The sequence below is a fragment of the Cellvibrio chitinivorans genome, from assembly GCF_035117775.1.
Lineage (GTDB): Bacteria > Pseudomonadota > Gammaproteobacteria > Pseudomonadales > Cellvibrionaceae > Cellvibrio > Cellvibrio chitinivorans.
This window is the reverse complement of sequence record NZ_JAYKKN010000001.1, coordinates 564,385-583,371: the sequence shown is the minus strand read 5'-3', so window position 1 is coordinate 583,371 and position 18,987 is coordinate 564,385. Positions and strand designations below refer to the sequence as shown.

The window sequence follows — 18,987 nt, the reverse complement described above, 5'->3', positions numbered from 1 at the left end:
TTATCAATAATCTATAGAAATTGATTACCACTGAGTTGCGGCGGAATTCGCATTACCACTAATCCAATCTTGTTAATATTTTTATAACTATTGGCATTTTTGGATTACGCACATCATGAACCCATTATTATTTGGGCGCAGTTTAATTGTAACTGCGTCATTTTTATTATTAGTCGCTTGTGGTGGTGGCGGCGGAGAAAATTCCAATACCCCAGCCAGTTTATCCATGAGTAGTTCATCCACGAATGTTTCATCAACTCCTGCTACGAGTAGTTCCAGTCTTGCATTTAGTAGCCTTAGTTCGATTAATATTTCATCATCAAGCACATCAAGCACATCAAGCACATCAAGCACATCAAGCACATCAAGCACATCAAGCACATCAAGCACATCAAGCACATCAAGCACATCAAGCACATCAAGCTCAGTAGCCATACTTTCGGCTCCGCAAAATGTGTCCGTTGTACCGGGCAACACGCAAGTTACTTTGACTTGGACTAACGTTGCTGGCGCAACTGGCTATCGAATTTATTACGCATCTGAGGCGAATATTCTAATTGCATCTATTGCAAGTTTTGACGATGGCACTCGTGTAGACAACGCGACATCACCTTTTGTAATTAATAATTTGCGCAATGACGAAACCTACTATTTTGTAGTGACAGCAATAGCTGCAAATAGTGAAAGTCTTGGCAGTAGTGAAGTCAGTGCAACACCGGGCTCTATCGATATTGCCAAGCAACCAACTGCGCAAGAAGTATTGGTGGTTGAATTAGTGAATCGTGCGCGTGCTAATCCCGGTGCCGAAGCCGCGCGTTTTGGCATTGGCTTAAATGATGGCATTACCGGAACACAAATTAGCGATACACCCAAGCAACCACTCGCGCACAATTTATTGCTAATTGAATCAGCGCGCCTGCATTCACAGTGGATGCTTGATGAAGATATTTTTTCTCACACAGGTATTAATAATTCCACTCCCCATGAGCGTATGCAGGCAGCGGGCTATGTGTTTACCGGTAGCTGGACCAGCGGGGAAAATATTGCCTGGGGAGGCACTACGGCGAATAACATTAATTTAACTAGCTATGCAGTTTCACAACATGAAGGATTATTTAAATCTCCTGGGCACCGCGTAAATATTCTCAACGGCAATTTCCGCGAACTGGGCGTGGGGCAGAAGCAGGGTTATTTTATGCAGGATGGTCGCAATTATTTATCGTCCATGCTCACGCAAAATTTTGCGCGCTCCGGCTCAAACTATTTTTTAACCGGCGTGATTTATGACGATAAAAACAACAACGAGTTTTACGATGTGGGTGAAGGCTTAAGTGGCATCACGATTAGTATCAACAATAAATCTTACGTGGTTTACAGCACCGGTGCCTATGCAATTCCGCTCGCTAATGGCAGTTATGATTTGAGTATTACCGGCGATGCCTTGAGCACGCCGGTTTATTATTCGGTGCAGATATCCAATCAGAATCGTAAGTTGGATGTGATTAAAGTAGGCAATAATGTTCGTGTGAATTCGCCTTGACTATCAGTTTGCATAAATGACCTATTTAAACCAGTAGCGCCGTTTTATCCTTTGGCGATTTCAATAAAAAATGAATGCACTCTGCCCACACCAACGTCAGTCCGATTTTGCGTGCATTGAGCAGGCCGACATAGCAGTGAAGGCTGGATTCTCCATCGTGCGCACCCACACAGGAAAGGGGGGAGACTGATGCTATCCCTGTTTCTGATAGGACATACGCATTCAATGGATGAATACGTATGTAATGAATGGGTTATAGGGAGCGTAAGGATAGAATTATGGGATATTTTTAATTTATTTTTTGGTGGAAAGTAAATCGCATTTAACAAAGCTCCAGCTAATAATTTTGGGTGATTCATTCTCTTTAAAGTATTCACCACCAGTTAATATCTGTAAGCACTGCCCATCCTTTGAGTAATTAAAATGGCAATAATTGACTCCAGTGCCAGAACAAAATTCAACTTCTACCGCACCAGCATTATATATTGGCTTTGCTGATCCGAATTCCTTACTAAAAATATTTCCCGTTTTTTCAAATGTTTCCAGAGGTTTCCATCCTGCATCAATAAGTATTTTTCGTTCATTAAAAATAAATTTACCTTTCTGAACTTCTACTATCTCATTTTCCGCAAAGCAGAGACAAGATGCTAATGGAGATAGCATTAATGATATTATTAATTTTCTATTTTTCGACATTTATTTTATTAAACTCCGTATTGTACAAATTCTTAATTGACTCTAAAGACCTGCTTCCACCAGAAATACTGGATCCACTTTCATTTAATGGAAATGCATCCCACCTCTTTGCCGCGTTAAATATAGCCTTATCTAAATTACCGACTTGTAATTCAGAAATAACATTTAAATCTCTCAATAAACTTATTGCAGCCAAATCCTGTGACCTTGAAGAAAAATCAGGTAATCCTTTAGCAACGCCATATTCATTCCATGTGTCATAAGTGAACTGATATGCTCCTGATGCGGTACTGGGATATTCACTACCATCGGATCTCTTAAACCATACTTTAATATTAGGGTGCTTTGATAAATCACTAAATTTCTCACCTCCAGTTATGACATTATATCTATTTCCGCTTTCTTTAAATCCTAAAACAGACAGGAAAGCTTTTACTTCAGGAGCTTTTAGTAAATTCACATTTTCATCATACTCCTTCAAAATAGAAATTTTTTTGCTCAATACTGAATTAGTTTTTCCACCAAAATGACCATCTAAATCCTTACCTGTAAATCCAAGCTCCTTTTGTAGGGCAAGTACGCCATCACCTTTTGATCCAATTTTTAAATCTGAAGACAGATTCAATAATTTATTCAATTTATCATTAGCAGAAGTAGCTGATTTTGATAATTTTTTTTCATCGGTCCTGGGTGAAATTGAATTTTCCTTACGCACAACAGTAATTGGCTTTGGTTTATCATGTACCACCGAAAAAATATCCTCAATTTTTTCCTGTGCGATTTCATAAGGAGTGTCTAAAAGGTTTTCAGTGAATTCAAGCGTTTGTAATCTATGCCAATTATTGGAGATGGACATCAGATGGTTTTTTACTTTTGTTGGTGCTAGCCAGTAGTGGTTACTTTTATCCTCCCAAAAACCTTTATGCAGATGATTTTCATCACTTTGCCATTCGAAAGCAGCACGGAAAGGTTTTCCTGAGAGTGAGACATTAAAATATTGAGTGCTACTGATAAGGTAGTTAATGCGATCATTTACTAGATCGTGATTTTGAAGTGGTTTATAGCGGCCAACTTCTTTGCGAATGAATTCCTGAATATTCTGAATGCGCATCCACAATTGATTGGGATCGATCAGCATGTTCATTATGTGGTGATGGGCAAACACTGGTGCTTCTACATAAGGAATATCTCCCCATGTGAGTTGACTGGAATGTTTGATTTGAAAAATTTTCATGGCGCAATTCCTTGAGCTAAAGAAAAAATCGTCCGTGCCTTAAAAGAATAGGTGATGAAGGCGGTCACACCCTATTGATGGTGTGTTATCTGGTCAATACAGCTTCTATAAGAGCTTGTAAAAATGTGGAGCAACTAACAGATTCTGGCGTGCACGATTAAACCGGTAGCGCCGTTTTATCCTTCGGCGACTTCAATACAAACGACGAATGCACGCCGCCCACACCTTCGATTTTGAGTAATTTTTGCAGCAGGAATTGCTGGAAGGCATCCATATCTTTGACGATGACTTTTAATAGGTAGTCGGCGGATTGGCCGGTAATCAAATGGCATTCCAGTACTTCGGGATAAGCCTCGATGGTTTTTTCAAACACATCAAAACGGTCGGGGGTGTGTTTATCCATGCTGATTTGGATAAAAGACACCAGTGTCAGCCCGAGTTTGCGCGCATTGAGCAGGGCGACATAGCCGTCGATCAAACCGGATTCCTCCAGTGCGCGTACCCGGCGCAGGCAAGGGGAGGGTGAGAGGTTGATGCTATCGGCCAGTTCCTGATTGGACATGCGGCCATTTTGCTGCAGGGCTTCCAGAATCAAACGGTCGTATTTGTCCATTTCTATTCGTGGTTCCATAGCGACAAACCTCAATAGGTAAGCATTAAATATCAATAAATAGAAAATTTAAGCAATAAAGTTGCTTATCGGTCGATATTAACACAATCTTAGCAATCATCTGCCGGAATAACTTCTTTATACTGACCTCATTGCTGATAAAGCCCCGGCGCTACCCGCGCAGGTGTGGGGTTTCCGCCGATGTGATCGCATCACAGGAAATCGATACTTGTTATCCCCAAGTGTTAGTCCAAACCAGCTGTTCAGCCAAGACCGCAAGACCACTACTACAGCAGTACACAAGAACTATACAGCTCGGAGTCTCTGGAACACTTGCTCAGCAAGGTTCCATGAACTCCACACAAATTGTTTAACCCAGTTAGCCAGATCAGTTAGATAAAAATTCGGAGTCGATCATGCTTGCCAATCCATCCACCAAGTACCAGCGTTTTGTCGGTGTTTCCTTGCCCGACCGTCAATGGCCGAACAATCACATTGAAAAGCCGCCGATTTGGATGAGCACAGACCTGCGCGATGGCAATCAGGCGCTGATCGACCCTATGTCAGTCGCAACCAAATTACGTATGTTTAAAGAATTGGTGGCGATTGGCTTTAAAGAAATCGAAATCGGTTTTCCTTCGGCGAGCGAAATTGATTACAACTTTACTCGCCAGTTGATCGAGGAAAATTTAATTCCCGACGACGTGACTATCGAAGTGTTGGTGCAAGCGCGCTACGACTTGATCGAAAAAACCGTGCAGAGTTTGCGCGGTGCCAAGCGCGCGATTTTGCATATGTACAATCCGCTTGCACCGGCATTCCGCAAAATTGTGTACAACACAGATGAAGCAGGCGTAAAAAATATCGCGATTCAGGGCACCAAGTGGTGTAAAGAATTAACGGTTACAGCGCCAGAAGTAGATTGGACTTTCCAATATTCTCCCGAAGTTTTTTCATCCACTGAAATTGAATTGGTGAAAGAAGTTTCTGATGCAGTGATAGAAATTTGGAATCCATCGCCAGCGAAAAAAATGATTTTGAATTTGCCCGCAACGGTAGAGATGAATACGCCGAACACCTACGCGGATCAAATCGAGTGGATTCACCGCAATATTAATCGTCGCGATTCAATTGTCATCAGCGTGCACCCACACAATGACCGCGGCACTGCTGTTGCAGCAGCAGAGTTGGCAGTGATGGCGGGTGCAGATCGTGTTGAAGGTTGTTTGTTTGGCAACGGTGAGCGCACCGGTAACGTGTGCTTGGTGACCTTGGCGATGAATTTGTATTCGCAAGGTGTGAATCCCGGTTTGGACTTTTCTGATATCGACCGCGTGCGCAAATTGCATGAAGAGTGCACCCAGTTGCCAGTACATCCTCGCCATCCTTACGCTGGTGAATTGGTATTTACTGCGTTCTCGGGTTCACATCAGGATGCGATCAAAAAAGGTTTTGCAGTTCAGAAAAAAGATACTTTGTGGGAAGTGCCTTACTTGCCTATCGACCCGGCAGATTTGAATCGCAGCTACGATGCGGTTGTGCGTGTGAATGCACAATCCGGTAAAGGTGGTGTGAGTTTCTTGTTGCAGCAAGAAGCTGGTTTGCAATTACCGCGTCGTTTGCAAATTGAATTCAGTGGTGTGGTGCAAAAAGTTAGCGATGCAACCGGTAAAGAAGTGAAGGCTGCCGACATTGTTAAAATTTTCAGCGACGAATATTTGTCAGTGAATGCGCCCATTGCCTATCAGTCGAGTAAATTTACTGAGCAGGATGATACTCATCAAGTGGATATCGTCATTCACGCACAGCATCAAAATAAAACGGTAGAAATCAGCGGCAGCGGCAATGGCCCCATCGATGCAGCGGCGCACGCGATCAGCCAGTTTATCGATGGCGACGTTAGCGTGATTGATTACCACGAGCATTCTGTCGGTGAAGGTTCCGATGTTGCAGCAGTGACCTACGTGGAAATCAAAGTGAAAAACGGCAAAACCGTTTACGGTGTAGGGCAGGATCGCAACATCATCACCTCAGCCGTTAAAGCGCTGATTAATGGTGTAAACCGCAGTGGTGCCGTCAACTAAGAGCAGCATTTAAAAACAAGCAATCTGTGTTAAAAAAACGCAGTCGGTGAAAATCGGCTGCGTTTTTTTTACTCTCCAATTTGCTAGTATGCGCGCCACATGCCCTCTATTAACATAAACGTTGAAAGGAAATCTGATGAAAGTTTTCTCCCTGATGGCTTTATTGGCCTGCGCTAGTCTTCCAGTACATGCACAAGAAAATCAGCACAATCATTATCGCGGATCAATCGGCCTTGGGGCTGGCATGCTTTATGGCCTAGATGTCGGCTTGCGAGCAGATTACCGAATAACAGAACAAGTGACAGTGAACCTGGGTATGGGGTTCGATGAGCAAAACCCAAGTATTGGTATGCAGTATCACTTTGTTCCGCAGAACCGGATGTGGCAGCCGCGGATAGGATTGCATTATGGTGTGATTGATTCTTTGGAAGCCTCCTTACCAGTAGATGAATCTAACACCAAGTACTATCAAAAAACCTATTACTTTAAAGGCTTTGCGTTTGAGGCTGGGCAAAGTTTTAACTTCGGTAAATCCCGTCGTCACGGGGTGGATTTAAGCTTTACTCTGTGTTTGGGTAGCGATCAAAAAGAGAAAAAGCGCGAAGAGTTGGGAATGAGTGAGGGGTGGTTTGAAGAGTTGGATCAGGCTTACAACACGTTTAATATCGGATATAAATACAATTACTAATTTGGATTTTATTGTCACTCGCTAAACGCAGTTTCTTGAATCCAAACTCTATCTTCTTGCATCAAATCTATCGAACAGGCTCGTTTTCTATATTCCCCCGACTTGGAAATCGAGTTTGCTTCATCCGTTAACTAATTAGCGAGCAGCGCCTTTAGGCTAATTTGTTATTTCGTCTCCAATCTGCGCTGGGGTTGGAGTTTTTTCGTGTGTTTTTGAACATCGTGCTATGTTGTGCACCTGACAAATATTTTGTGGAATTGAATCCGGCCGTATTTTTGCTGCATCAAAGCGATAAACGGCCCTGAATGCGATTGGGAAATCATATGGATAGCCTGCAAGAAATCCTTTTTACCTTGCGCCAGAACAAACTGCGCACAGGGCTCACTGCCTTTGGGGTATTTTGGGGAATCCTCATGTTGATCCTGCTGCTCGGTGCCGGGCGCGGGATGGAAAAAGCTTTTTTAGAGGGCAACTTCAACGACACTGAAGATTCCATGTGGATCCAACCCTATATCACCTCTATCCCCTACAAAGGTTTTTCAGTAGGTCGGCGCATTAACTTTACCGAGGAAGATATGCTGGCAATTCGCCAAAATATTCCCGGTGTGCGTTTTCTCTCCAGTGAAAATCCGCTCGGCAATTTTATCAACTCCGATATTTTGGTGAATAACGGCACTCGCTCCGGTGTGTTTCAGGTGCTGGGCGTTGCCGACCAATATTTTAATATCAAAGAAAAAGTCGAATTTAATAATGGCCGCCGCTTAAATTATTTTGACAAAGAAGATAGCCGCAAAGTCTGCGTGATAGGTACCCGTGTGCAGGAGCGATTATTTTCGGAAGGCGAAGAACCTCTTGGCAAAGACATTCAGGTCAATGGCGTTATTTTTAAGGTAGTAGGAATTTTTTACGATAAAGGTAACCAAGGGCGAATGTCGGAACGTGTGTATATGCCGGTGAGTGCTTTTAAAAAAACCTTTGGTGGCGGGACTTCTATTGATCTGCTTGCTGTGCGCCCGAAATCTGGTATTGATGGCATAGCCCTGGAAGATGAAATTGTTAATTTTCTCAAAGAGCGTCATCACATAGCGCCCAGTGACAACCGCGCAATTTGGGTGATGAATTACTCGCGGGTTACCAAGGATATTAAAGAAACATTTGCTGGTTTGAATTTATTTATCTGGTTAGTGGGTATAGGCACCTTGCTCGCCGGCATTGTGGGTGTGAGCAATATCATGATTATCACTGTGCGTGAGCGTACGCGCGAAATTGGTATTCGCAAAGCCTTGGGTGCAAATCCTTTGTCGATTGTTGGCAGTCTCTTATGTGAATCCATTTTAGTGACCAGTGTTGCTGGTTATACCGGATTGATTACCGGTGTGGCGCTGCTGGAAGCTGTTGCCGCGATTTTAGAAAAACTGGACATTCAATTGCCATTTTTTCAACAGCCAGAAATTGATTTAAACATAGCATTGGGTGCGCTGTTGTTATTGATTATTGCCGGTGTGTTAGCAGGATTAATGCCTGCACTGCGCGCTGCGCGCATTATGCCGATTGAAGCGATGAGAGCAGAATAATGTTTGCCACATGGATTGATTGGGACAAATGGCAAGAAATTATTGCCGCATTAAAAAAACAAAAAATGCGCACAGCACTGACAGCCTTTGGTGTTTTCTGGGGCATTTTTATGTTGGTAATCATGTTGGGCTTTGGCCAAGGCTATAGCAACAATGTCGATGCATTGTTTGGCGATACAAAAAATGCAGTGTTTATGCGGCCTTCCAATGTGACTCAATTTGCTTACAAAGGTTTGCCTAAAGGCCGCGAAATCCGTTTCACCCAAGATGACATAGATGCAATCAAGCAAAAAATTCCCAATTTGCAAACTCTGGCTGGAATCAACTGGCTGAGGGGCTCGCAATATGTGGTCAATAAAAAAAATGGCGGTTCCTTTTGGGTTATAGGAACTCATGGTGGTTGGGCTGCATTAAACACCAATCGTGTTGTGGAAGGGCGCTACATCAACCAGCGCGATGAAGATGAATTCCGGAAAGTGGCGGTCATTGGTACACGGGTTCGCCCAATACTTTTTAAAGATCAAACTGAAGTGATTGGAAAGTTTATAAAAATTCAGGGCATTAGTTTTAAGGTAGTGGGGATCTATGAATCCACTGAGCCGGATAGCGGAGACCAAAATCAAAGCATCAGCGTGTTTCTGCCCAACGAAACCCTGCGCAAAACCTTTAATCAAATGGACAGATTCAATCAGATTTTAATCCAGCCGGGCGCGCACCAGAATACGCAGGAACTGGAACGAGAAATAAAAAAAATCATTTATGAACGGCAAAAAATTCATCCCGATGATCAAGGTGTGTTGAACACCTACAACAGTGAACAAGAGTATTTACAAAATAAAAACCTGGTCAACGGCATTATCGGTTTTAGCTGGATGGTAGCTATAGGCACCATTATCGCCGGGGTGATTGGAGTGGGTAACATCATGCTGATTGTAGTCAAAGAGCGCACCCGTGAAATTGGTTTGCGCAAAGCGCTGGGTGCTACCCCAACCAATATTAGTTTGATGATTATGAATGAATCATTGGTGATTACGCTGGTCGCAGGCTACACCGGTTTGGTTGCCGGGGTTGCCGTACTTGAAGTGGTTAAAGCTGTGTTAATCAATATGGGGAAGGGCAATGGCATGTTTGCGTCACCATTTATTGACATAGGTACGGCATTCACGGCTTTGACTGTTCTGGTAGTAATAGGAGCACTGGCTGCGCTCTTGCCCGCCATAAAAGCAGCATCAGTAAATCCCATCGTTGCGTTGCAGGACGAATAACAGGGTGAATAATAAAAATTTCAAACTCACTGAATCCAAAATATCAAAGAACACATCCAATGGATTAACAACAGGCTCTTTATACATGTGTGAAGCTGACAGAAGTCATTAAATTGTTAAGCCAGCGTAAATAAGTCGGATATTTGTATAAAAGCCTCTAAGCTATCGCGCCATACACAGGCTCAATAGTAATGAATAACAGGAAGCCACGATGATTAAATTGCACAACATCCACAAGTATTACCACTCGGGCGAGCAGCCGCTGCATGTGTTGAAGGGCATTGATCTGCATATTCGCGAGGGCGAATTAGTATCGATTATGGGCTCGTCCGGCTCCGGTAAATCGACGCTACTCAATATTCTCGGCATTCTGGATACCCACGATCAGGGCGACTATTTTTTGGCCGGGCGTGAAATTAAAAATCTGAAAGAAAAAGCCGCCGCAAAAATGCGCAATGAATTATTGGGCTTTGTTTTTCAATCATTCAATTTATTGCCGTTCAAAAATGCCACCGAAAATGTTGCGCTACCACTCTATTACCAAGGCGTTGGCCGCAAAGAGCGCAACTATCGCGCTGAGCAATATTTGGAAATGGTTGGCCTTTCCCATCGCGCTAGACACATGCCCAATGAATTATCTGGCGGGCAAAAACAGCGTGTAGCAATTGCCCGTGCCTTAGTGACTAAACCCAAAGTGATTCTTGCGGATGAACCCACAGGTGCACTCGATAGCCAAACAACCCATGAAGTGATGGCCTTAATGAAAGAGGTACATGCGATGGGTAATACCATCGTGATTGTGACTCACGAACAGGATATCGCCGATCAAACCCAGCGTCAGATTATTTTGAAAGATGGTTTGATCGTGTCGGGTGCTGATCATCATTCACCTGTTGTAGAAAAAATTGCCGATCAGGATGAAGAAGACACTTTGGCTTGAAAAAGGGCTGGGTTAAAAAAACTGGGCTAGTCAAAAACGTTTGGGTTAATCAAAGGCCTTCGGATTAATAGTTATGCTCGATAGCTTGCAAGAAATTCTTTACACCCTGCGCCAAAACAAATTGCGCACAGCGCTGACAGCCTTTGGTGTGTTTTGGGGAATTTTTATGTTGATTCTCTTGCTCGGTGCCGGGCGGGGAATGCAAAACGGTGTCTATCAGGATTTTGGATCAGATGTGTTGGATTTCATCGTGGTTTACACTGGAACTACTTCTGTTGCATATAAAGGTATGGGGTTAGGTCGCTACATTCAATTAACGGAAGACGATGTAGCCGCAGTGAAACAACAAATTCCCGGTGTGCGTTTTATTTCGCCCCAGAGTAGTCGCAGCGGTATCGCAATTGTGAATGAGACTATGCAGGGTGCCTTTGAAGTAATGGGTGTGCCCGATGAATATTTTAAAATTAAAGAAAAAATTCCATTTACCTCTGGCCGAAAAATAAATGGGTTGGATGATAACGAAGTGCGCAAAATTGCATTGTTGGGGTCAGTTGTTGTCGAGCGCGTGTTTGGCAAAGGCGTAGATCCGGTTGGCATGGATGTAAAAGTCAATGGCGTTGTGATGAAAGTAGTAGGTGTGTTTTACGATAAGGGAAATCGTGGGCGCGATTCAGAGCGTGTGTATATTCCCGCAGCAACCTTTCAAAAAATGTTTGGAACCAGCAATCAAATAGGCTCATTTTGGTTGCGCCCCAATGAAGGTATAGATGGATTTGCGTTGGAAGAAAAAGTAATTGAGTTAATGAAACGTCGCCATTCAGTGGCACCAGAAGATAAACGTGCAATCAACTCATTCAATATGGCTGAGCCAGCCAAAATGGTAAACGGATTATTTTTTGGTATTAACGCGATTATCTGGTTTGTTGGTCTAGGCACTTTGATGGCAGGTATTGTTGGAGTCAGCAATATCATGATCATCACCGTAAAAGAGCGCACCCGTGAAATTGGAATTCGCAAAGCCTTGGGTGCAACGCCATTCAGTATTGTCAGCACATTGTTATTTGAATCGATTTTAGTGACGGGAATTGCCGGTTATGCGGGTTTGGTAATGGGGGTTGGCTTAATTGAGTTGATCGCCTTTGCATTGAATTCAGTTGGCGCAGAGCTGCCCTTTTTTAAAAACCCCGAGATCAATTTTCAAGTGGCCGTTACCGCAATTATTTTACTGGTATTAATTGGTGCAATCGCAGGATTAGTACCTGCACTGCGCGCCGCGAAAATTATGCCAATCGAAGCCATGCGTGCGGACTAACAGGAGCCACCGATGATTATCGATACCGAAAAGTGGCATGAGATTTTTAAAACCCTCGGCCAACATAAATTGCGTACATCGCTCACCGCTTTTGGTGTGTTCTGGGGCATCTTTATGCTCACCCTGCTGCTTGGCGCAGGCAAGGGTTTGGAAAATGGTGTGAACGAAGGTTTTCCGCGCGTACCTAATATTGTGTACATGTGGATTAAAGGCAGCACCCAAATGCCGTATCAGGGAATGCCAATTGGCCGACAAGTTTCACTTAAACCAGAAGATGTAGCTGCAATTGAAAAAAATGTTTCCAGCGTTGGCTTTGTGCGCGGACAAAACTCTGTGGGCATCTGGAGTGGAACACCGCCCTACACAGTGCATAAAGATAAAAACGGGACTTTCTATATTGAAGGCACTCACGCACACATGGATATGATTCATTCGCTGCGCATGAAAGAAGGCCGTTACTTTAATGAATTGGATGATTTGGAAAAACGCAAAACCGTTATTATCGGAACGCGCGTTCGCACCCAATTATTTACGGATGATGAAAACCCGATTGGCGCAGATATAACAATCAACGGTATCAGTTTTAAAGTCGTCGGTGTATTTGAATCGCTTGCCAATGGCAATCAGCAACAAGAAGAAGAAAAAATTTATATCCCTAACGATACGCTGCGTTATGCGTTTAATCAGGTGGGTGCGATTGGCAGTTTTGTGATTCAACCCAAACCGGGCATACATGCGCGTGTTGCAGAGGAAGATGTTAGGAAATATTTAAAAGAAATTAAAAAAGTGAACCCGGATGATATGGGTGTCTTTGGCAGTTTTAACTTGCAAGACGAATTCGACAAAATCGAAGGCCTGTTTACTGGTATTGCGGTATTTAGTTGGGTAGTAGCGATTGGAACCATCATGGCTGGTGCAATTGGCGTAGGCAATATCATGCTAATAGTCGTGAAAGAGCGCACACGCGAAATTGGTTTACGTAAAGCACTGGGCGCTACACCCAATTCCATTATTGGAATGATCGTGCAGGAATCTGTTTTTATCACCACAGTGGCCGGCTATATGGGGCTGATTGTTGGCGTACTAATTTTGGAAGCTGTAGGAAAACTATTGGAAGCCGGCGGTGGAAAAGCAGGCTTTTTTGGAAAACCGGAAGTGGATTTTGCCACTGCGTTTGCCGCATTGTTGGTGTTAGTGATTTCAGGGTTACTTGCATCGCTTCTGCCTGCGGCTAAAGCGGCGGGTGTAAATCCGATAGTTGCATTACAAGACGAATAATTTTTACCACTCAATTTTTTATTGGCGATAGTAAGAAGGACATCATGAAAAAGTTTATAGGCTATGTCGTGTTAGTGTTAATCGCTGTGGTGTTTATTGGCACTGCGGTATTTTTGTACAACAAATCCCAGGAGAAGCCAGTCACCTATACCTCGGATGAAGTATTCAAAACAACCATTGTGAAAAAGACAGTGGCGGTAGGTAAGGTTATTCCTCGTCGCGAAGTAGAAATTAAATCGCAAGTGTCTGGTGTAGTTGAGCAGCTTTATGTAGTTGCAGGCCAAACAGTTAAAAAGGGCGATATTATCGCCAAAATTACTCTTGCCCCCAGCATGGTGATGCTCAACCAAGCAGAATCGCAATTGGAAACTGCCAAGTTAAATCTAAAAAATGCTACTGATGAATTTGAGCGGCAGAAAAAACTCTTTGCAGATAAATTGATTTCGGCCTCCGAATACAACAAATTTCTGTTGAATTATGATCTGCAAAAAGAAGCGGTAACCTCAGCGGAAAATAATCTCTTGTTGATGAAATCCGGTGCAACTAAAAAATCCGATAAGGTTTCCAACATGATTCCTGCAACGGTAGATGGAATGATTTTGGATCTGCCTTATAAAGAAGGTGCATTTATTGTTGAGACCAGCTCATTCGGTTCCGGTACCACAGTGGCAACCTTGGCCGACATGAACGACATGATTTTTGAAGGTATGGTCGATGAATCCGAAGTGGGAAAAATTCGTGAAGGCATGGAATTAGTGTTGGATGTTGGCGCACTGGAAGGTGAACCCTTCAAGGCGACGCTCGAATATATTTCTCCCAAGGGGATAACTGATCAAGGCACCATTAAATTTCAAATCCGCGCGGCGGTAACTCTCAGCGAAAAATTATTCCTGCGCTCCAACTACAGCGCCAATGCGGATATTGTGTTGGACAAAAAAGAAAACGTTGTCGCCATCAATGAAGGCAACCTGATTGTTGAAGAAAAAGAACAGTTTGTAGAAATCGAAACCGGCCCTCAAAAATTTGAAAAGCGCAGCGTGAAAACCGGTATTTCCGATGGCATTAACATTGAAATTCTTGAAGGCTTGAAAGAAGGCGATAAGATCAAGCATCGCTAAATATTAATTAGTTTTCATTAATTAAAATGGGCAATCGCAAGATTGCCCATTTTTTATTTTCTGCGCATGGATTCAAACATCTGCAACTCCCAAGGGCGCAGTGCAAGAAGCACACCTATATGCTGGCGTTTATCCAGAGGTAGTTTGGTATCTTGTTGATTGAGTAATGCTGCGTCTTGAGTCAATTGATTTAATTTACTTTTGAGCAGTGCGATAGAGGCATCGGAATAGCTGCCACGCAGATAAAAACGAAACGCATTTTCCTGATTAAAATCGCCATCCAGAAACTCCACAATAACATTGCGGTTCATGAATTTTTCCAGGGGTCCACCGGGAATCCAGCGAAAATCCTGAGCGATCAAAAGTTTGAATTTATTACCCGGTAACAGCTGCAACATTTTTAACTTATCCAGTCGTGCCAGAAGCCGAACACATTCAAGTTCATCAATGGAATACTGGGTGATGATGTCGTGAAATGACCAGCCATCGCGCGCGCATACCGCAATCAGCAAAAGTTTTTTATTGCTGATTAACTCTTCTTCCTGTTCTTGAGTTAGCTGTGAAAGCTTGGGTTCTTTTTGTGAGCTTAATAAAAATAAATCGGAAAGGCTCAATTCCATCACACCGCATACTTGCTCCAATCGCTCCAGCGTAAAACTTTGGTTGGCAAAGATACGTTTGATATTAGCCTCGCTAAGCTCCAGCGCTTGAGCCAAATCCTTGTAAGTAATATTGCGCGCTTTCAACTGCTGCTTAAGCGTATCGCAAAGATTAGTTATTTGACTCATGGTATTGAAATCCTATGCTTTGGGTCGTTTTCGCCGCTACTTTAACCGGAAAAGTTCACTATCGAAATACTTATCAGCATAGTGCACCCATCGCGGGCTGATACGGCATAGGCGCCGGGCAGTGACTTGCGATCTTCAATTACGCAAAGGATTTAATTATGAAAACTATCAATCAGCTTTTTGTTTTGGGTGTTGTTTTGGCTACTAGTCAGACGGCTTTTGCTGCAGACAGTGTGGGTAATGCCGCTGCCTCTTTAAATCATTCAGGCAAGGCAATCAAACATGCGGCGATTGCTTCAGGTCAGGTTGTAAGTGGTGCTGCCGCAGTGCCGTTAATCGTGGTGGGTGAAGTCGGTAAGGCGAGCGGCAAAGCGGGTGAAGCTTTGATGAATGTCGCTACCGATAGCGAACCGCTGGAAGTTACCGATATGAATCTGACAGCTGAGCCAGCCCCATCGGTTGTGATGAACGATGCAGCACAGACCAATCAACGCTAATTGATAGTTATTGATGGAATCAGGAGCAGGGATGCAGGGGGGAAATACTAATGAAATTGGATCAGGAAATTATCATGAAAAATGTGCGCATTTTATTCTCGCTAGTCAGTGTATTACTGTTGGGATTTTTCAGCCGTGATCTTTATGCTGGAAGTACCGCTGGTGGTGAAGCGCAATTTGCGCCGGAAGAAATCAGCCGGTTTGCAAAACAAGTCGAAAAATACGCGGCGAGCCAAGGGGCAAGAGTATTTATTATTGGGCGTGTAGGGCGCGCGCCGGAAGATCTACCCAAAGGCGTTGAGTTTACCCATACCGCCGTTGCTATTTATTCCAGTATCGATTTACCCGACGGAAAAACGGCAAAAGGTTATGCGATCCATAATTTGTATCAACTCGCCGATAAAAAAGATCGCAGTGAATTGGTAGTAGATTATCCGGTAGATTTTTTCTGGAGTGCTCAGCAAATGCGTGCGGGCATCATCATCCCGGATACACAATTGCAGCAGCGTTTATTGGAGGCTTATACCAAGGGTGTGCAAAATCAAGTACATATTCCGCAGTATTCGGTTTTAGCCAATCCTTACAATGCCAAGTATCAAAATTGTACCGAGCATACCCTCGATGTGATTAATGCGGCGATCTACCAAACAACGGATTATGCTCAGTTAAAGGCCAACACCAAAGCGCACTTTGATGCACAGCAGATGAAAATCAATGGGATGAAATTATTGCTGGGCAGTATGGTGATGGATGATGTGAAAACTTCAGACCAATCATCCAAAGTGATGACGGTAACTATGGGCAGTATTGGACAGTATTTGGCGGATAACCAATTGCTGAAACATGCGGTGATTATTGAACAGGATGGCCAGATAAGCCCAATGCAATATAAAAATAAGAATCTTGTAACTGCGCGTTAAAAAATAGCAGTGCTGTATAGCAGCACTGCACTTTGCTGTTACTTTTTCGTCGCTGCGACCTCCAGCTCCATAAAGTAAATGGTGGTAACTGCTTCAAAACCTGAATCGGTAGATAACAATAACCATACATTTCCTTGTTCATCGGTGATGCTGGAAAAATCGCCGGTGGAGCTGATCAGAATTTTTTTCATGTAGCTGGCATTGGTATCGCCACACTCACGCTCGTTGGCGAAATTGCCGATCACGATAGCATCAGTTCCGCTGCCGGCTTGTTGGCCTTTATCGATATTCATCAGCAAGTTTCCCGCACCGTCATTGACCGCTTTGGGTTCAGTTTTGCCGGCGCCAACTTTAATCCACACACTTTCTCCCGGTGCGCCGCCAACGCCCATGCAATTTTTTTGCGCATTGGTGCCAAAGGTGAGTTTGAAGCGGAAATCGTATTGGGTGTTAGCTTCCAAGCCGTCTACTTTTTTGGCGATAAACATATAAAGATCATCGCTGTGATTATTGCCGCTGAGTTTGAACCCTTTGCGATTGCTGCCCAGACTTGCCGGTAGCGTTTCCAACCCCGAACTTAATTCATAAAAAGTTTCTTGTCCGGCGGGATAATCGGCAAAGCCTGCTTGCCAGCCGCTGGCGCCATCGTTGAAATCTATATGAAGCATTTTTGTGTTGGGGTCAATGTCCAAGTCGTCATCGCTACCGCAAGCAGTTAACAATGCGAGCAGGGGCACAAGTGCACATAATTTTTTGAGTGAGGTTATTTTTTTAGAAGAGAAAGTTTGCATCATTAGGCTCCTACTCTGATGTGAACATAAGAAAATGAAACATCAGGAATTCTGTGCGTGGATGCTCCGGGAATCTGTGGGGGATATGTAGCGAGGCGTTAAAAAATGTAATAGCGGGTGTTTTATGCCCAGTGTCAAAAGTGTATGCGTTTGTTCTGGTCGATAACTGGTATCCTGCGCGCTAGCTACAAATCATTACAGCGGCACTTGTAAAACCCATTTATAAAGGGCGGTAATATCCCAAACTGTTTGTCTTTACTTATGAACTTGCACCAAAACATTCTCACCTACTGTATTTTTGCACCTGTTGCTGCGTTGATCGCCAGCCATGCGATTGCCTGCGATCCGCAAACGGATGAGTGTGTTGAAGTGGGCAAGTGGGAATTTAGCCTGGGTGTGGGTGCTGGTGTACGTACGAATCCGGTGGAAAATGCATCGGATATTCCGCTCGTTTTGGTTCCCGAAATCAGCTACAGCGGCGAACGGTTTTTTGTGCAGAATCTCGATCTCGGTGTTTATCTGTGGGAGAGCGAAACCCAACAAATCAATTTATTGGCAACACCCGGTTACGACGATGTGTATTTTCATCGCTGGAGCCCCAATAATTTTTTTCTTGATTCCGCGCGGGTGATGACCTCTGGTAGCAAAAATACAGAGAGTGAAAACTTGCCGATTATTGAGGCCGACGACAAAGAATTTATCAACCCGAGTTTTACTTCGGTCAGTGAACGTAATTTGCGCGATAGACATATGGCGGGTTTGGGTGGTATCGAATACAACCTGAGCTTAAATAGCGTTGAGTTGCAACTGCAGTATCTGAGTGATTTCACCGGAGTGCATCACGGTGAAGAGGCGCGTATTTCACTGGCGAAACATTGGGTGAATGGCCGTCATCATCTGATTGCGTCTGCCGGGGCTGTTTGGCAGAGCAGCGAGGTGGTGAATTATTACTACGGACTGACGCCTGCCGAGGCCGACGAGCGCGGCCCTTATGCAACGGAAGATGCTATTTCCGGTCTTGTCCGTTTTGATTGGAATTACGAACTTACCCAGCGCTGGGATCTGCGTTTATTGGCTAGCTATCGCCAACTGCCCGATGAAATTTCAGCAAGCCCACTCATAACCGATAATAAAGTGATCACTGTGTTCATTGGGGGGGTGTACCATTTTTGATGGGAAACCGCGCAGTGCACGCACTGTCATCTGGCTCAGACTATGCTTAATTCTGGCAGCGATCTTGCCGGTGAGTTTTGCCTGCGCCGATGATTTACGAATCGATGCTGCAACAAGTGCAAGTTCATCGTCGCTCCCCGTTATTCAATTTTCGATTAAACCGCGTCTGTGTGTATTAACCGCTGGCGAGGAAGTCTGCCGCGATGAGCTGGAAGTGAAATGGCTGTCGGAGCAGGCGCGCTCATTGTGTTTGTATCAAACCGATAAAACTGAACCGCTGCGCTGTTGGCAAAAAGCGACGCAGGGTGAGTATCAGTTTGAGTTAACCGCCAGTGTCAGTACCGATTTTCAGTTGCGTGAATTGGATAGTGACACCAGCTTGAGCGACCAACGTTTTCAAGTGGTGTACAACGATAAAAAATATCGCAAGGCCAGGCGTAATCCCTGGAGTTTTTTTTAGTTGTTGTTTTCATCTCGGT

19 protein-coding genes are annotated in these 18,987 nt (G+C 43.9%); 13 read left to right on the top strand and 6 right to left on the bottom strand.

Annotated features, from left to right (window positions below; all coding sequences use genetic code 11):
- Nucleotides 1-87: 87 nt before the first annotated feature.
- On the bottom strand, nt 88-435 hold the full coding sequence (locus SPL68_RS02505) for a hypothetical protein (RefSeq protein WP_323814315.1): 348 nt from the start codon (nt 433-435) through the stop codon (nt 88-90).
- Between SPL68_RS02505 and SPL68_RS02500 the strand changes: the two genes are divergently transcribed.
- On the top strand, nt 434-1,540 hold the full coding sequence (locus tag SPL68_RS02500; RefSeq protein WP_323814299.1) for a CAP domain-containing protein: 1,107 nt from the start codon (nt 434-436) through the stop codon (nt 1,538-1,540). The genes SPL68_RS02505 and SPL68_RS02500 overlap by 2 nt on opposite strands.
- Before the next feature lie 294 nt (nt 1,541-1,834).
- Here SPL68_RS02500 and SPL68_RS02495 read toward each other — a convergent pair whose 3' ends face one another.
- The 3 genes from SPL68_RS02495 to SPL68_RS02485 all read right to left on the bottom strand — a co-directional run bounded on the left by SPL68_RS02495 (nt 1,835) and on the right by SPL68_RS02485 (nt 4,101).
- Nucleotides 1,835-2,236 (bottom strand): hypothetical protein, encoded by a 402-nt coding sequence (locus tag SPL68_RS02495; protein WP_323813487.1) that lies wholly within the window; start codon nt 2,234-2,236, stop codon nt 1,835-1,837.
- The gene (locus tag SPL68_RS02490; protein ID WP_323813486.1) at nt 2,223-3,470 is read right to left on the bottom strand and encodes a lysozyme family protein; all 1,248 of its coding nucleotides are present in this window, start codon (nt 3,468-3,470) and stop codon (nt 2,223-2,225) included. The genes SPL68_RS02495 and SPL68_RS02490 overlap by 14 nt, the downstream gene beginning before the upstream one ends.
- Before the next feature lie 157 nt (nt 3,471-3,627).
- Nucleotides 3,628-4,101, bottom strand: coding sequence for an Lrp/AsnC family transcriptional regulator (locus SPL68_RS02485; RefSeq protein WP_323813485.1), 474 nt, complete (start codon nt 4,099-4,101; stop codon nt 3,628-3,630).
- Between the two features lie 395 nt (nt 4,102-4,496).
- Between SPL68_RS02485 and leuA the strand changes: the two genes are divergently transcribed.
- The 8 genes from leuA to SPL68_RS02445 all read left to right on the top strand — a co-directional run bounded on the left by leuA (nt 4,497) and on the right by SPL68_RS02445 (nt 14,339).
- Nucleotides 4,497-6,164 (top strand): 2-isopropylmalate synthase, encoded by a 1,668-nt coding sequence (leuA, locus tag SPL68_RS02480; RefSeq protein WP_323813484.1) that lies wholly within the window; start codon nt 4,497-4,499, stop codon nt 6,162-6,164.
- Nucleotides 6,165-6,300: 136 nt separating this feature from the next.
- Nucleotides 6,301-6,852: a hypothetical protein gene (locus tag SPL68_RS02475; RefSeq protein ID WP_323813483.1), complete on the top strand. Its 552-nt coding sequence runs from the start codon at nt 6,301-6,303 to the stop codon at nt 6,850-6,852.
- A 323-nt stretch (nt 6,853-7,175) separates the two neighbouring features.
- Nucleotides 7,176-8,426, top strand: a complete 1,251-nt coding sequence (locus SPL68_RS02470) for an ABC transporter permease (RefSeq protein ID WP_323813482.1) — start codon at nt 7,176-7,178, stop codon at nt 8,424-8,426.
- Nucleotides 8,426-9,691 carry an ABC transporter permease gene (locus SPL68_RS02465; RefSeq protein ID WP_323813481.1) on the top strand — a complete coding sequence of 422 codons (1,266 nt, stop codon included), beginning with the start codon at nt 8,426-8,428 and terminating at the stop codon, nt 9,689-9,691. The genes SPL68_RS02470 and SPL68_RS02465 overlap by 1 nt, the downstream gene beginning before the upstream one ends.
- A gap of 211 nt (nt 9,692-9,902) precedes the next feature.
- Complete coding sequence (locus SPL68_RS02460; RefSeq protein ID WP_323813480.1) at nt 9,903-10,631, top strand: ABC transporter ATP-binding protein; 729 nt, start codon at nt 9,903-9,905, stop codon at nt 10,629-10,631.
- A 73-nt stretch (nt 10,632-10,704) separates the two neighbouring features.
- Nucleotides 10,705-11,943 (top strand): ABC transporter permease, encoded by a 1,239-nt coding sequence (locus SPL68_RS02455; protein ID WP_323813479.1) that lies wholly within the window; start codon nt 10,705-10,707, stop codon nt 11,941-11,943.
- 12 nt (nt 11,944-11,955) lie between these two features.
- Nucleotides 11,956-13,221 carry an ABC transporter permease gene (locus tag SPL68_RS02450; protein WP_323813478.1) on the top strand — a complete coding sequence of 422 codons (1,266 nt, stop codon included), beginning with the start codon at nt 11,956-11,958 and terminating at the stop codon, nt 13,219-13,221.
- Between the two features lie 44 nt (nt 13,222-13,265).
- Entirely contained in the window at nt 13,266-14,339 is a 1,074-nt protein-coding gene (locus tag SPL68_RS02445; RefSeq protein ID WP_323813477.1) for an efflux RND transporter periplasmic adaptor subunit, read from the top strand.
- Between the two features lie 53 nt (nt 14,340-14,392).
- Here SPL68_RS02445 and SPL68_RS02440 read toward each other — a convergent pair whose 3' ends face one another.
- Nucleotides 14,393-15,127, bottom strand: a complete 735-nt coding sequence (locus SPL68_RS02440) for a helix-turn-helix domain-containing protein (RefSeq protein ID WP_323813476.1) — start codon at nt 15,125-15,127, stop codon at nt 14,393-14,395.
- Between the two features lie 158 nt (nt 15,128-15,285).
- Between SPL68_RS02440 and SPL68_RS02435 the strand changes: the two genes are divergently transcribed.
- Both SPL68_RS02435 and SPL68_RS02430 read left to right on the top strand, forming a co-directional pair.
- Nucleotides 15,286-15,624 carry a hypothetical protein gene (locus SPL68_RS02435; RefSeq protein WP_323813475.1) on the top strand — a complete coding sequence of 113 codons (339 nt, stop codon included), beginning with the start codon at nt 15,286-15,288 and terminating at the stop codon, nt 15,622-15,624.
- A gap of 50 nt (nt 15,625-15,674) precedes the next feature.
- The gene (locus tag SPL68_RS02430; protein ID WP_323813474.1) at nt 15,675-16,544 is read left to right on the top strand and encodes a DUF2145 domain-containing protein; all 870 of its coding nucleotides are present in this window, start codon (nt 15,675-15,677) and stop codon (nt 16,542-16,544) included.
- Nucleotides 16,545-16,582: 38 nt separating this feature from the next.
- Here SPL68_RS02430 and SPL68_RS02425 read toward each other — a convergent pair whose 3' ends face one another.
- On the bottom strand, nt 16,583-17,281 hold the full coding sequence (locus SPL68_RS02425) for a hypothetical protein (protein ID WP_323813473.1): 699 nt from the start codon (nt 17,279-17,281) through the stop codon (nt 16,583-16,585).
- Between the two features lie 315 nt (nt 17,282-17,596).
- Here SPL68_RS02425 and SPL68_RS02420 point away from each other — a divergent pair, with 315 nt between their 5' ends.
- Nucleotides 17,597-18,508, top strand: a complete 912-nt coding sequence (locus SPL68_RS02420) for a MipA/OmpV family protein (RefSeq protein ID WP_323813472.1) — start codon at nt 17,597-17,599, stop codon at nt 18,506-18,508.
- Between the two features lie 70 nt (nt 18,509-18,578).
- Nucleotides 18,579-18,968, top strand: coding sequence for a DUF3019 domain-containing protein (locus SPL68_RS02415; protein ID WP_323813471.1), 390 nt, complete (start codon nt 18,579-18,581; stop codon nt 18,966-18,968).
- Nucleotides 18,969-18,987 lie beyond the last annotated feature (19 nt).

Excerpts from the sequence above, each read along its gene's own strand:
- SPL68_RS02495 (WP_323813487.1), bottom strand. The coding sequence starts at position 2,236 with ATGTCGAAAAATAGAAAATTAATAATATCATTAATGCTATCTCCATTA.
- SPL68_RS02445 (WP_323813477.1), top strand. The coding sequence starts at position 13,266 with ATGAAAAAGTTTATAGGCTATGTCGTGTTAGTGTTAATCGCTGTGGTG.
- SPL68_RS02505 (WP_323814315.1), bottom strand. The coding sequence starts at position 435 with ATGGCTACTGAGCTTGATGTGCTTGATGTGCTTGATGTGCTTGATGTG.
- SPL68_RS02435 (WP_323813475.1), top strand. The coding sequence starts at position 15,286 with ATGAAAACTATCAATCAGCTTTTTGTTTTGGGTGTTGTTTTGGCTACT.
- SPL68_RS02440 (WP_323813476.1), bottom strand. The coding sequence starts at position 15,127 with ATGAGTCAAATAACTAATCTTTGCGATACGCTTAAGCAGCAGTTGAAA.
- SPL68_RS02485 (WP_323813485.1), bottom strand. The coding sequence starts at position 4,101 with ATGGAACCACGAATAGAAATGGACAAATACGACCGTTTGATTCTGGAA.
- SPL68_RS02455 (WP_323813479.1), top strand. The coding sequence starts at position 10,705 with ATGCTCGATAGCTTGCAAGAAATTCTTTACACCCTGCGCCAAAACAAA.
- SPL68_RS02470 (WP_323813482.1), top strand. The coding sequence starts at position 7,176 with ATGGATAGCCTGCAAGAAATCCTTTTTACCTTGCGCCAGAACAAACTG.
- SPL68_RS02475 (WP_323813483.1), top strand. The coding sequence starts at position 6,301 with ATGAAAGTTTTCTCCCTGATGGCTTTATTGGCCTGCGCTAGTCTTCCA.
- SPL68_RS02430 (WP_323813474.1), top strand. The coding sequence starts at position 15,675 with ATGAAATTGGATCAGGAAATTATCATGAAAAATGTGCGCATTTTATTC.
- SPL68_RS02465 (WP_323813481.1), top strand. The coding sequence starts at position 8,426 with ATGTTTGCCACATGGATTGATTGGGACAAATGGCAAGAAATTATTGCC.
- SPL68_RS02490 (WP_323813486.1), bottom strand. The coding sequence starts at position 3,470 with ATGAAAATTTTTCAAATCAAACATTCCAGTCAACTCACATGGGGAGAT.
- SPL68_RS02450 (WP_323813478.1), top strand. The coding sequence starts at position 11,956 with ATGATTATCGATACCGAAAAGTGGCATGAGATTTTTAAAACCCTCGGC.
- SPL68_RS02420 (WP_323813472.1), top strand. The coding sequence starts at position 17,597 with ATGAACTTGCACCAAAACATTCTCACCTACTGTATTTTTGCACCTGTT.
- leuA (WP_323813484.1), top strand. The coding sequence starts at position 4,497 with ATGCTTGCCAATCCATCCACCAAGTACCAGCGTTTTGTCGGTGTTTCC.
- SPL68_RS02460 (WP_323813480.1), top strand. The coding sequence starts at position 9,903 with ATGATTAAATTGCACAACATCCACAAGTATTACCACTCGGGCGAGCAG.